This window comes from Gordonia amicalis NBRC 100051 = JCM 11271 (assembly GCF_000332995.1).
Lineage (GTDB): Bacteria > Actinomycetota > Actinomycetes > Mycobacteriales > Mycobacteriaceae > Gordonia > Gordonia amicalis.
On sequence record NZ_BANS01000031.1, the window covers coordinates 67,341 to 80,022 of the forward strand.

Annotated in this window: 14 protein-coding genes; 5 read left to right on the top strand and 9 right to left on the bottom strand. The window is 65.3% G+C overall.

All coding sequences use genetic code 11. The annotated features are described in order from the left end of the window. The first annotated feature begins 710 nt into the window (after positions 1-710). The 4 genes from rsmG to GOAMI_RS15620 all read left to right on the top strand — a co-directional run bounded on the left by rsmG (position 711) and on the right by GOAMI_RS15620 (position 4,682). Positions 711-1,415, top strand: a complete 705-nt coding sequence (gene rsmG, locus GOAMI_RS15605) for a 16S rRNA (guanine(527)-N(7))-methyltransferase RsmG (protein ID WP_006437513.1) — start codon at positions 711-713, stop codon at positions 1,413-1,415. Between the two features lie 225 nt (positions 1,416-1,640). After that, positions 1,641-2,597: a ParA family protein gene (locus tag GOAMI_RS15610; protein WP_006437514.1), complete on the top strand. Its 957-nt coding sequence runs from the start codon at positions 1,641-1,643 to the stop codon at positions 2,595-2,597. A gap of 37 nt (positions 2,598-2,634) precedes the next feature. Continuing rightward, complete coding sequence (locus GOAMI_RS15615; RefSeq protein WP_006437515.1) at positions 2,635-3,675, top strand: ParB/RepB/Spo0J family partition protein; 1,041 nt, start codon at positions 2,635-2,637, stop codon at positions 3,673-3,675. Positions 3,676-3,821: 146 nt separating this feature from the next. Further along, positions 3,822-4,682 carry a hypothetical protein gene (locus GOAMI_RS15620; protein ID WP_006437516.1) on the top strand — a complete coding sequence of 287 codons (861 nt, stop codon included), beginning with the start codon at positions 3,822-3,824 and terminating at the stop codon, positions 4,680-4,682. Here the strand turns inward: GOAMI_RS15620 and GOAMI_RS15625 are convergent. From GOAMI_RS15625 to GOAMI_RS15665, 9 genes are all read right to left on the bottom strand, one after another. Then, entirely contained in the window at positions 4,627-5,760 is a 1,134-nt protein-coding gene (locus tag GOAMI_RS15625; protein WP_006437517.1) for an N-acetylmuramoyl-L-alanine amidase, read from the bottom strand. The genes GOAMI_RS15620 and GOAMI_RS15625 overlap by 56 nt on opposite strands. A 271-nt stretch (positions 5,761-6,031) precedes the next feature. Next, positions 6,032-6,370 (bottom strand): thioredoxin, encoded by a 339-nt coding sequence (trxA, locus tag GOAMI_RS15630; RefSeq protein WP_006437518.1) that lies wholly within the window; start codon positions 6,368-6,370, stop codon positions 6,032-6,034. Between the two features lie 55 nt (positions 6,371-6,425). Further along, a complete protein-coding gene (gene trxB / locus GOAMI_RS15635; protein ID WP_006437519.1) occupies positions 6,426-7,433 on the bottom strand; it encodes a thioredoxin-disulfide reductase in 1,008 nt (335 codons plus the stop codon). 147 nt (positions 7,434-7,580) lie between these two features. Next, positions 7,581-8,420 carry an anti-sigma factor family protein gene (locus GOAMI_RS15640; RefSeq protein WP_006437520.1) on the bottom strand — a complete coding sequence of 280 codons (840 nt, stop codon included), beginning with the start codon at positions 8,418-8,420 and terminating at the stop codon, positions 7,581-7,583. 155 nt (positions 8,421-8,575) lie between these two features. Next, complete coding sequence (sigM, locus tag GOAMI_RS15645) at positions 8,576-9,151, bottom strand: RNA polymerase sigma factor SigM (RefSeq protein ID WP_006437521.1); 576 nt, start codon at positions 9,149-9,151, stop codon at positions 8,576-8,578. 96 nt (positions 9,152-9,247) lie between these two features. Further along, positions 9,248-9,610 carry an SH3-like domain-containing protein gene (locus GOAMI_RS15650; RefSeq protein WP_006437522.1) on the bottom strand — a complete coding sequence of 121 codons (363 nt, stop codon included), beginning with the start codon at positions 9,608-9,610 and terminating at the stop codon, positions 9,248-9,250. Positions 9,611-9,612: 2 nt separating this feature from the next. Further along, positions 9,613-10,347, bottom strand: a complete 735-nt coding sequence (gene scnC, locus GOAMI_RS15655) for a thiocyanate hydrolase subunit gamma (RefSeq protein WP_006437523.1) — start codon at positions 10,345-10,347, stop codon at positions 9,613-9,615. Then, on the bottom strand, positions 10,344-11,204 hold the full coding sequence (locus GOAMI_RS15660) for an SH3-like domain-containing protein (RefSeq protein ID WP_006437524.1): 861 nt from the start codon (positions 11,202-11,204) through the stop codon (positions 10,344-10,346). The genes scnC and GOAMI_RS15660 overlap by 4 nt, the downstream gene beginning before the upstream one ends. A gap of 110 nt (positions 11,205-11,314) precedes the next feature. Then, on the bottom strand, positions 11,315-12,067 hold the full coding sequence (locus GOAMI_RS15665) for a TetR/AcrR family transcriptional regulator (RefSeq protein ID WP_006437525.1): 753 nt from the start codon (positions 12,065-12,067) through the stop codon (positions 11,315-11,317). Between the two features lie 130 nt (positions 12,068-12,197). Here GOAMI_RS15665 and GOAMI_RS15670 point away from each other — a divergent pair. Next, positions 12,198-12,682: sterol desaturase family protein (locus GOAMI_RS15670; protein WP_006437526.1), on the top strand; the 485-nt coding region annotated here is incomplete at its 3' end.

The following is a 12,682-nucleotide window of genomic DNA, read 5'->3' on the forward strand; positions in this document are numbered from 1 at the left end:
GTCGCCGAGTGGCGCTGGCCGCGCGAAGCCGATGCCAGATTCGCGAACCGGATATGGGTGACGGTAACCCGTTGTCCTGCGGCGCCAACCGGGCCTGCGCCGATTCTGGACGTTCGTGGCGACCCGGTTGTGTGTGCCGGAAGCAAGCCGCGAAACGTCCCCGCCCCACTCCCCTTGCTCGGGGACGATGCGTCTTGGCTGTCGGGCCGTAGCGGTGCCGAGCTCTCGGATCGGGCGGAGGAGTACGGACGGTCAGGATCAGATCTCGCGGCCATCGCGGCGATGTAACTACCGCCGCGGTTCACTGTCAGGTTCACTGTTCCCTCACGCTGCCACCCTCGCCGTTCCGCCGGGCTTCGCCACATGGTTGGGCGTCGTCGGTTGCCGGTTCCGTTCGGCGACGGGCAACGGGTCAGGTTGCGCGGCTGGTGTCTGCAGAACGGTTCCCAACGGTGCTGTCTCCAGCGCCGGGCGCGCGGTGTGCCGCCGAGTTCCGCCGACATGAACTGGCCTGGGCCACTGGGTTGTCGTGGTGCCGGAGGCGCGGCAGGTTCGTTCGGCACGGCTGTCTTGCCGGGGGACGCACGCATGAATGACATCGATGTGTTTCACGTGAAACATACGCCGATGGGCGGCATGTGCACCGACCGTCAGTCGCGTCAGGTTCCACGTGAAACACTGTCATAGGACCAACTAGAGACGGAGGCTCAGTGTCGTCAGACGCTCAACCCGATGACCATCCCGACCTTGATGCACTACAGACCCCGCCGGACACGGCTGATGTGGTCTTCGGTGAGCGCAAGGACCTGGCGGAAGGTTACTGGCGAATCCTGGCCACCGACGGAATCGATCACGGCCTGATGGGTCCGCGGGAAGTTCCTCGGCTGTGGGATCGGCACATCCTGAATTGTGCGGTCATCGAGGAGCTTATCGACGAGGATGAGAAAGTCTTCGACATCGGAAGTGGTGCGGGTCTCCCCGGTCTGCCGCTCGCCATCGCGCGACCGGATGTGTCGATCACCCTGATCGAACCGCTGCTACGTCGGAGCACCTTCCTCGAACGAGCCGTTGAGACACTTGGTCTCGAGAACGTGAGAGTTGTCCGAGGACGTGCCGAGGAGAGGTCGGTTCGGGCGGAGGTCGGGCTGGCGGATGTGGTGACGTCCCGTGCCGTCGCACCGCTCGAGCGTCTGTCGAAGTGGTCCGCTCCCCTGGTTCGCGCAGGCGGCCGAATGATTGCGATCAAGGGCTCCTCGGCGGCCGAAGAGATCGAACGAGACCGTGCTCTCGTCGGCCGTTCGGGAATCAGCGACCTCCGCGTCGTCACGTGCGGCGAGGTCCTGGAGACTCCGACCACCGTCGTCGTGGGAACCAAAACGGAGCGCTCCGGGGTGAAGAAGCCGCGGCGTCGTTGAGTATCGGATTCATCGATCACGCCGGGTCGGCTGATTGTGCCGACGGTGTCACATAGAGGGAGTTCTGAATTGGTATGGAGTCCGCGCAAGGCGCAGAATAGAAAGCGTTCTGGCAGCACGTCTGAGCGTGCTGCCGTTGACGATTCTGCATCTGTCGGAGCCGGGGCTACGTCTGCCGGCGCCGACGACTCGAACGCCTACCAGGTAGGTCAAAGGAGTGCCCGCGTGGTCGATCAAGACCCGAACGTTTCACGTGAAACGCCACCCGCTGGAGCCCCGCACGTCGCGGGCCAACCATACGCCGACACCCCGATCGCGATGGCTGCTGAGCGTGCGAGTCAGGTTCTGACCCCCGGCGGTGCCGGCCAACTCCCCCGCCCGCAGCACACCCGGATCATGACGGTCGCGAACCAGAAGGGCGGTGTCGGCAAGACCACCACCGCAGTCAACCTCGCCGCCGGTTTGGCGCTGCGCGGGCTCCGTGTCTTGGTGGTCGACCTCGACCCCCAGGGCAACGCGAGCACGGCCCTCGGCATCGATCACCGCGCCCAGGACATCGCTTCCGTCTACGAGCTCCTCCTCGGTGAAGTGACGCTCCAAGAAGCGATCCAGGAGTCGCCGAGCCAGCAGGGCCTCTTCTGCGTACCGGCGACACTCGATCTGGCCGGCGCCGAGATCGAACTCGTCTCGCTGGTCGCTCGCGAGAACAGATTGCGCAACGCGCTCAACGACGAGGTGCTGGCCGAGTATCAGATCGACTATGTCTTCATCGATTGCCCGCCGTCGCTCGGTCTGCTCACCGTCAACGCAATGGTTGCTGCGCGAGAGGTGCTCATCCCCATCCAGTGCGAGTACTACGCTCTCGAGGGTGTCGGGCAGCTCCTTCGTAACATCGAGCTGGTTCAGGCCCATCTCAATCGCGGGCTGCATGTGTCGACGATCGTTCTCACGATGTACGACGGACGAACCAAGCTCGCCGATCAGGTCGCAGAGGAGGTCCGACGCCACTTCGGGGACAAGGTGCTGAGCACGATCATCCCCCGCAGCGTCAAGGTGTCCGAGGCACCCGGCTACGGAATGACGATCATCGAGTACGACCCCGGTTCACGCGGCGCGATGAGCTATATGGATGCCGCGCGGGAGCTGGCTCTCCGCGGTGCAGCGGAAAGCGCTCAGGCATGACGACAGCAGGGTTCCAGTTCCGAGTGGAGGTAGAGGCATGAGTCAACGGGACACCGCTCAGCGTCGAGGCGGATTGGGTCGCGGACTGGCTGCGCTCATTCCCACCGGCCCCACCGACGACCAGACGAACACTCCCCGACTGGGAAACGCGGCCGCCGACGTCGTGATCGGTAAGGGTCCCACGTCTGCGGTCGACGGTCAGGCCACCCCGGCGAGTGCCCCGACCATCGACGTGCTGAGTCGCGAAGAGGCCGGCGCTGTCTACCGCGAGATCCCGCCCAAGCAGATCCAACCGAACCCGAACCAGCCGCGTACGGTCTTCGACGACGAGCAGATGTCCGAGCTCGTGCACTCGATCCGCGAGTTCGGACTGATGCAGCCCATCGTCGTACGGCGCCTGAAAGAGCCGACCGCTGACGGTGTCGCCTTTCAAATCGTCATGGGTGAGCGTCGGTGGCGGGCCAGCCAGGAAGTCGGCCTCGAGGCCATTCCGGCCATCGTCCGCGAGACGGCCGACGGCGATATGCTGCGCGACGCGTTGCTCGAAAACATCCACCGGGCGCAGCTGAACCCGTTGGAAGAGGCGGCCGCCTACCAACAACTCCTCGAAGAATTCGGTGTGACCCACGAGCAGTTGGCGGCCAAACTCGGCCGATCACGTCCGCTCATCAGCAACATGATCCGGCTGCTGAAGCTACCCATTCCCGTCCAGCGTCGTGTAGCGGCAGGCGTTCTGTCGGCCGGGCACGCCCGTGCCCTCCTCTCCCTCGAGACCGGGAGCGACGCTCAGGAGGCGCTGGCCGCGCGCATCGTCGCCGAGGGACTGTCGGTTCGCGCGACGGAGGAAGCCGTCACACTCGCCAATCGTGGGGACGGACCCGATTCGAAGGCTCCGGTCGCGCCGAAGCGTAAGCCGATGCAGATGCCAGGACTCCAGGACCTTGCCGAGAGACTGTCCGACAGTCTGGACACCAGGGTTACAGTCAGTCTAGGAAAGCGGAAAGGGAAGATCGTCGTGGAATTCGGATCAGTTGATGACTTGGAACGCATCGTCGAGTTCATTGATCCAAAGAAGTGAATTTCACCGCGAACTTCCCGGTACCAGCGGATGCGGAAGTAATGTCACAGTGACGATTGATCGGTCAGACGACCGCCCGGTTAGTGAGATGGGCTGCAGCTCAATGGTTTTCGTCGATCCATGTCGTCGGACCGGAGTTCGGTGACATGAGCGTGTCGATCGTGCGGCTGGAACTCGGATCCTTCGAGTCGCTGCCCCAGCACACCCGGCGATGTGTCTTCTGGGAAGTCGAGCCGACCGCCAACGGCGAATCGTATGAGAGCGAATTCGACAAGGAGGCCTGGATCTCGGGGCTACTGCTCGAATGGGGCGCGTGCGGACAGGTTGCCATCGAATCGACGACCAACAACGTCATCGGCACGGCGTTCTACGCCCCGCCGAACAGGGTGCCCCGTTCGCAGCACTTCCCCACTTCCCCGGTCAGTCACGACGCGGTCCTGCTCACCAGTATTCGCACGGAGCCGGGACACGACGAGGTCGCCACGATTCTTCTCGACGCGGTTCTCGGCGATCTGATCCGCCGCGGTGTCCGCGCGGTGGAGTCATTCGGGCTCGTGCGTAACGGTGCCGGCGCGGCCGAGTTCTGTTCTCCGACGGGTTCGGCGACGTCCGGATCGACGGAGTCGGGACCGGCTTCCACTGGAGGCGCCCTCCCCGACCTCGACTTCTGGACGGACGAGGCGATCATCGAAGTCGCGCGAGAGATCCTCGAGGATCCGCAGGCCGATTTGTGCACAGCCTGCATGATCGATGCGTCGTTCCTCAAGAACTCCGGATTCGACGTCGTTTCATCCCATCAGCGGTTTCCGCGGTTCCGTCTCGAACTCGATGAAGGACTCGGCTGGAAGTTCGAGGTGGAAAGCGCGCTCGAGAAGCTCGTGGTGATGGCGGAGATCGATCTCGCCGGACGGCAGCGAACGGCCGTCCCGGTGGGGTCGGGTACAGCGCGGGTCAGCGCGAAGCGTTCTCCGCGGCCAGGAGTTCCGCAAAAGTGTAAGTGCCCGTAGGCCGATCGTCCTGGTCGAGCAGGTACAACCGCTTCACCGCGACCAGGATGGCGTCGGCGATGACGTTGCGCCAATCCGAATTGGCAAGCACCGCAGCGTCGTGCGGGTTGGTGATATATCCGACGTCGATGAGTGCCACCGGCATCCTGGTGAGTCGCAGGACATCCCACGTGCGCTCATGCGTCCGACAATCGGCAAGCGGTGTGCGGGCGGCGATTTCGCGCTGGATGAAGCCTGCGAGATTGCGCCCGATCGTCGAGCAGGAGTTCTGGTTGTTGCCGAAGTAGAACGACGCGACACCGTTGGCCTGCACGTTGCGGTAGTGGCCGCAGCGCAGCGAGATCATCAGGTCGGCATCCATCAGGTTGGCTACCCGGGCGCGTTCGTTGTCACCGGGACGGCCACGACCGTCATGGGACAGGAAGGTTTGCATCCCGGCGGCGGCCATCCGCCCCTCGAGACGTGCACCCAGATCCCAGAGGAGATCGGATTCGCGTTCGGCGAGGTCGCCGGTCGAGAGGGGATGCAACCCCCCGGAGCCCGGATCGATGAGGATCCGCTTGCCCGACAGCTGCGGACCGGAGCGCCGAACCTGCTCCTCCTGGCGGATCGCGTACGGCGAGCCACCGGTGACGCGCGTGCCGAGCCGCTCGAGGGAGCGCAGCGTCGCCGGACCACAGATTCCGTCCGAGGCCAGTCCGTATTCACTCTGGTACAGACACACTGCGTTGTGGGTGTTGAGCCCGAAGATGCCGTCGACGAGGGATGTGTAGTAGCCGAGGTTCTGGAGACGGTGCTGGAGGGTGGCAACGTCGTCGCCGACCATCGGCGCCGAGAGTTGATACGAGAGGACGCGGGCACCGAGACGGTACGAGGCCTCCCGCAGGACGCGGTAGGTCGCGGGACCGACGATGCCGTCGACGATCAGACCTCGTTGCTGCTGAAACGCCCGAATTGCCCGGTCACACGCTTCGTCGAAAACGGCGTCCCCGCCCTCGGGCAACAGACCGAGCCCGACCAGGATGGCGCGGATCTCGGCCACCGCCGAGCCGTGATCCCCAAGTCGGAACAATGGCATGTCGTCACCCCTCGTACGAATCGCGGCAGGGTGACGCCCTGCCGGCGAAATCTGGCGGACCGCACTACGGCGGTACCGGTCAGCATCAGCCTGCATTCTCTCAGCTGAAGTTCACTACACCAAACTGGAACAGGTCCAGCCGCGTCGTGGTCGGCTCGTGTCCCGCATGGTCGGGGACCCGGGCCGAGACTACCAACGACGAGAGCCCGCGGGCCGACACCAACGTCGTTCACCCGTCGGACTCTCGCCGCGGATCAGAAGGAACAGCAGGTCAGGCAGACTGGCCGATCACCGAGTCGAGCTCGCGAAGCAGTGCGGCCTTGCCCTTGGCGCCGACGATCGTCTTCACCGGCTGACCTTTGTCGAAGAGGATCATGGTCGGAATCGACATGATCTGGAAGTCACGCGCGGTGGCCGGGCTCTCGTCGACATCCAGCTTGGCGATGGTGAGCTTGTCGCCGTGGTCGCGGGCGATCTCCTCGAGGACCGGGGCAACCATGCGGCACGGGCCGCACCAGGTGGCCCAGAAGTCGACCAGGACCGGCTTGTCGGCGCCGAGAACGGCGTCCTTGAAGGTGGTGTCGTTGACGACGACCGTGTTTGCACCCATGGTGGTGTCCTCCTCAGATGGACTCAAGAATGAAGTTCGGAGTGGAAAGTGCAGTTCAGGCAGGTGCCTGAACAGGCTCGACGTCGGCGACGGACTCGGCGTCGACGGTGTGCTGTGGCGCCTCGCCCTGCTCGGCGAGCCAGCGCTCGGCGTCGATGGCCGCCGAACAACCGCTACCGGCTGCCGTGATGGCCTGACGGTAGGTGTGGTCGACCAGGTCGCCGGCGGCGAAGACACCGGGCAGCGAGGTGTAGGTGGTGCGTCCCTGGACGAGGACATAGCCCTCGTCGTCGAGATCGACCTGTCCGCGAACCAGCTGGCTGCGCGGATCGTGGCCGATCGCGACGAACATGCCCGTCACGTCGAGCGTGCTCACCTCGCCGGTGCGGGTGTCCTCGAGCTCGAGACCGCTGACCGAACCCTCGCCGAGGACCGAACGCACAGCGGCGTTGGTGACGAAGCGGATCTTGTCGTTGTTGCGTGCCCGATCGAGCATGATCTTCGACGCGCGGAACTCCTCGCGGCGATGGACCAGGGTGACGGTGCGCGCGAACTTGGTGAGGAAGGTGGCCTCCTCCATCGCGGAGTCACCACCGCCGATGACGGCGATGTCCTGGTCCTTGAAGAAGAATCCGTCGCAGGTCGCACATGCCGAGACACCGCGGCCGAGAAGCTGCTGCTCACCCTCGACACCCAGGTACCGTGCGGCGGCACCCATCGCGAGGATGACCGCGCGTGCGCGGAACACCTCTCCGCCGACCTCGACCTCCTTGATGTCGCCCTCGAGGCGGACCGTGTCGACGTCTTCCATGCGCAGGTCAGCGCCGAATCGGATCGCCTGCTCGCGCATCTCGTCCATCAGGGCCGGACCCTGGATACCGGTCTGGAAACCGGGGAAGTTCTCGACCTCGGTGGTGGTCATGAGCGCGCCACCGAACTGGGTTCCCTCGAAGACGATCGGTGCTAGCTCGGCGCGCGCGGCGTAGATCGCCGCGGTGTACCCGGCAGGACCAGATCCGATGACGATCACGTCGTGGATCTGCTGGGTCTCTGGCTGGCTCATCCGTCCTCCGTGCTGGTGGGGTATACGAGATCCCGGATGTGTCTCGTCGGGATCACGGCTGCTTCAACACAAGGGTAAGCGCAGATGTTCCCGGTCAAGTCCACGCTCCCGGCGTGGTGACGCAGGTCTCGGCTACGGCTGTGATTGTCAGCCGCCGATCGTCCCCCGGGCCAGGAAAGCGGGATTGCCGGTGTCGCACTCGAAACCGACGATGAGGGCGTCGAAGCGGCCGGCGATTCCGGTGGACAGCAGGATGGCGGCAGCGGGGGCACCGTGGAAGATGATCCGCCCCGAGCCGACGACGACCGCGGTCGCGGGGATGAGGTGGGCCGCGGTGCACCGGCGGAGTGCCGCGACCGATTCGAACGGCGCGCCGTCGGTGCGGCCGAGGACCGAGAGCGCCGACGCGGACCCGGTCGGGTCCAGAGTCTGGGTGGACGCAGGCTGGGCCTGCGTCGGCCGTGGAGTGTCGTCCGAGGACGAGGACGAGGACATCAGACGCAGCACACCGATCGAGCCGAATGCGACCACCACGACTGCGGCCGCCGCCAGCACGAGCGGCACGACCATCCTCGTGCGGCGTGACCGCTCGCGTCGTGCGGCGAGATCCACCGGCGCATTCGGATCGGCGGGTGCCGTCGCCGTGCCTGCGGATGTGGAGGGTGCAGAGGTGGACGGGACGTCCGTGACCGAGGGGGATGTGGCCGAGGACGATCCGGCGAGGGCGGCGAGCGTGGCCTGGACATCGGCGCGAACCCGATCCGGAACCGGATGCGGGGCCGGCGTCGACGCGCGGAGTTGACTCGCCGTCCGGTCCAGAGCAGCCAGGATCTCCTGTGCCGCAGGGTCATCCGCGATCTTCGCACGAATGTGGGCGGTGGCGCGCTCGGACAGCACGCCGGCATGGAACTCGGCCAGCGTGTCTGCCGAGTACGGCGGATCGGGCAGATCGCCGGACTCGGTGTCGTCTGGTCCCCGCGGGGTCATGGTGTCAGTCTTCCATTCCGGAGGTCGGGCGTCGGTCTCTCGGTGGTGGCATTTCGATGGTCGTCGTCGGTGGTCGTCGAGTACTTGGACGCGCGACGCGCCGTTCCGGTTCCACTCCGACAGGGACAGAAGGGAAGAGTTTGGCAGGCATGGGATCACGCGTCATCGGCAGTCCGAAGATGGCCGAGGACCTGGGCGAGTTTGAGGCGCCCTCGCGCGCACCGGCTCTTGATCGTCCCCTCGGCGACACCGAGCAGTGATGCGGCTTCGGCGATCGAATAACCCTCGAGGTCGACGGCGACGATGGCCTGTCGTTGGCCTTCGGGCAGGGTGTGCAGCGCCCGGCCGATGGAAACCGACAGGTCCACCGCGGAGATGTCGTCACTCGTGTCCGCGATCGACATCACGTCCCATTCGGGCAACGGGACGGTCTTGCGGGAGTTGTTGCGACGAATCCGATCCAGACACGCGTTGACGACGATCCGGTGCAGCCAACTGGTCACCTTCGCGTCGGAGCGGAAATCCGCCGCGGTCCGATGAGCGGCCAGCAGCGCATCCTGCAACCCGTCGGCGGCGTCCTCGGGGCTCTGGCTGGTTCGGAGGGCGACCGACCACAGATAGTCGAGGTGGCGGTTGACGAGATCGGAGAACGCACCCGGGTCGCCGGCGACGTGAGCCCGCAACAACTGCTCATCGGTACGCAGGTCAACTGCGTCTTTCCCCCCGGCCATGCGCTGAGAGTAATGGAGAAGTCAACACACGACGCAGTGGTGAGGCGGTTGTCTACAGGGATGATCCCATTGTGGACACCCGGTTTGTCCGCGTCCTCACGCCTCCAGTCGCGCCCGGACCGCGGCCATCCGTTCGGCGAGTTCGCGTTCGTCGATCACCCCGCGGTCGAGCAGTGTGTGGGCGAGGGCGACGAGTTGATTCTCCGGATAGGGAAGGTCGGCATAGGTGGTGGCCGCCAACCGGTCCTCCTCGTCCCGGCGCTCCACGACCCCGGGTGCCGCGCAGCCGTTGTCGGCGGCGCGGTCGAGCGCATCGCAGAGACCGTCGAGGCTGGTCTTCCACGGTGGAACGAGATTGGCGACCCCGTACCTGGCGGCCATTCGGGGCCACACCTGGTCGCGTTCGACGACCTCGGCGAGGGACGGGTGGACATCTCCGGCTTCGGTCCGCGTCGACATCGTCACTCTCCTGCCGGGTGAACGGCGGGCCGCACCGTGGTGACCGCGTTGGTGGTGACTCCCGGCTTCGGCAGCGCGACCCCTATCAGACAGTCCCGCGTGATGATCTCGGCCAGCTGCTCTCGGGTCCAGTCCTCGGTTCCGGCCGGACGTTGCGGCATCACCATGAACCGGTGCTTCTGGTTGGAATCCTGGACCCGCACCGACACGTCGTCCGGCAGTTGGAGACCGAACTCCGACAACACCTGTCGCGGCCACCGAACCATCCGACGCCGGTAGTTCGGTGTGCGATACCACTCGGGTGAATTGCCGAGAATCGGTCGCGGATAACACGAACACAACGCACACACGATCACGTGATGAAGCGTCGGGGTGTCGGCGAGAATCGAGAACGCGGTGAAATCACTGGGCGTTCCGAAACCGGTGGGTTCCAGCCAGTCGACGCCGACCTCCTTGCTCGCGGTCATGGGTTCGGCGAGGGCCAACTCTCGGAAATCCGGTTCCACCCACGCCCGGGCGACCAGGGTCGCCGCCGGCGTCGGGCCTATCTGCTCGGCGAACTCGGTGAACCTTCGGTGTTCCTCCGCGGTGAAAAGTCCCTTCTCGATGCACAATTCGCGCAGAGCGATCTCGAGGACCTCGAAATCGGTGACCTCCTCGACCATCGGCGCGACCGTGCGCGCGTGGTCGTGGTCGTGATCGTGATCGTGGCCGTGCGCACCGGGGGCGTCGCTCATGGTTCCTGACTCTCCTCTCGACCGGCCGGCGCCAGCCACCTCTCCGGGATCTCGGTTCGCAGAGTGTCGTCGTCGGGGCCGGTGTATCCGTGCCAGAGTTCGCTCATCCGGAACTCCACGACGTAGAACCACTCGGGTTGCGCGTCGGACAGACCCCACGTCTCGTCCTCGGGTGCGGGGCTCTCGTAGGCGACGGCAGCGATCTCGCCGGTGGCACCCCGAACGTATTCCGGTGTGCGCGTGTAGAAGACGACCGGTAGTTCACGCACGAGGACACGACTCCCGAGGGTGAACCGTGCCTCGCCGGCCTTTCCGGCGTAGATCTGCGGATCGCCGACGCCGACCGCGTGGCGGTGGTGGGTGTTGCGGGGGACGTCGGATCCGTCGCCGGCACCACGGGGTTGCGCCTCGAGGGTCTTGCCGGCCAGTCCTCCGGCATATCGTTCCTGCACCTCGAGCATGCGTTCGGAGAGCTCACCCAGCGCGATGTGATGTTTCTCGACCAGGACCCTCGCCACCGCCAGGAGCCAGCGGCCGTAGTACGGGAGTCCGAGGTATTCCGCACGACCGACGTCGACGTTGCCGATGCGCCGACGCTCCTCCGACAGCCAGATCCCGCGCCACGCCAGCACTTCACACATGACATAGGTCATGTGCTCCCACAGCTCATATGCCTTTCCCTCGTAGAAGATCGGCGCATCGGGCTCTCCGCCGACATCGTGAACCGGCTTCAGGTAGGCGGTGATGCGCGCGTGATCGAGGAGATCGGGAGTCGGTGCGTCCGGGAGTTCCGGATAGGAATATTTAAGGCGCGCAACAAGATCCAGCTGTCTTGCGCGCTCCTCTGCTGTACTCATCCGTCGCCTCCCGGGAGTAGCGGACCCGCGGCTTGAAGCAGAATGGTCCGAAATCTACTCCCCGAGCACGTCTTATGGAGGCGTTTTGGCAGAGTACGAGAATCGTGACGTCAGTTCAGCAGACGATCGTGCGCGGCGACGAAGAGTTCGACGCACACGTCGAGGACGTCTTCGAGGGGTTCGCGGGGAATGTCGGAATCCGACTGTCCCGCAACGTACCAATCGACCATCAACTGGGTGACCGCGCCGACGAGTCCGACCGAGGCCAGCCGCTGGCGGGCGGTGGGCGGACGACTCCCCCTCGCCAGCATCAGGATCAGCTCTGCCCAGCCGTGGATCGCACTCATCCGCACGCGCTCGATCTCCGGCGAGACGCCGACGACCTCGACCAGCATGACGCGGGCCCGCCGCTCGTCGTCGGTCAGTGCCGACATGAAGGCCCGGAGTGTGGCACGCGCGGCGTCGGAGATGAGTTCACCGGCAATCCCTGCTCCGGAAATTCTCTCCGGGGCAACCTCTTTCGGGTCTCCCCGGTCCTCGGTGTCGTCGGTTTCGGTCTCCAGGAACGGGCTCGCGGCGGCGAGAGTCGCGGTACGCGCGAAGTCGACACAGTCGTCGTAGACGGCGACGAGCAGATCGGCACGGTCGCTGAACGACTCGTAGAAGTAGCGCTGGGTCAGGCCGGCCTGGTCGCAGACACTCTTGACCGAGGCCTTGGCGTAGCCCTCGCTGCCGAAGACGTCGAGTCCGGCGCTGATCAACGCGTGGCGGCGGCGCGACTGACGTTCGGTCGGATCCGCTCCCCCATAGCGTCGGCCCCCGACGGGTGCGGCGGAGGGCCCCGCGGTGGCGGACGTGGACACGATCCGTCGTTCCTCTCGTCGTGACCCGCGAATGGCGGATCGGCTCTTTACAGCGCAGCTTCTGACACGATACCTTGTCAGAATCAAACTGACATGCTGACGTGTCAGATGGTGTTCTAGGGAGTACACGGTGTTGGAGTTCTTGCCGGAACCGATGCGCGAGCCGACCGTCCTCGCGATCCCGTTCTTCGTGACGATGCTCGCGATCGAGTGGTTCGCCGCGGCCAAGCTCGAGCACGATGCAGGCCACGACGACGGGGGCGGTCCTCGGCCGGGCGCATACGAGACACGCGATGCGCGCGCGAGCGTCCTCATGGGCCTCGTCTCCATCGGGACCAGCGCCTTCTGGAAACTCCTCGGGCTGATCGCCTACACCGCCCTGTTCACCTATGTCGCACCCTGGCATCTACCGATGAACCAGTGGTACTCGTGGGTCATCGCCTTCGTGGGTGTGGACTTCATCTACTACTGGGTGCATCGCGTGTCGCACCGTGTGCGCATCGTCTGGGCCACCCATCAGGCCCATCACTCCAGCGAGTACTTCAACTTCGCGACGGCGCTTCGTCAGAAGTGGAACATCAGCGCGGCGATCGTGATGTGGCTGCCGCTCCCACT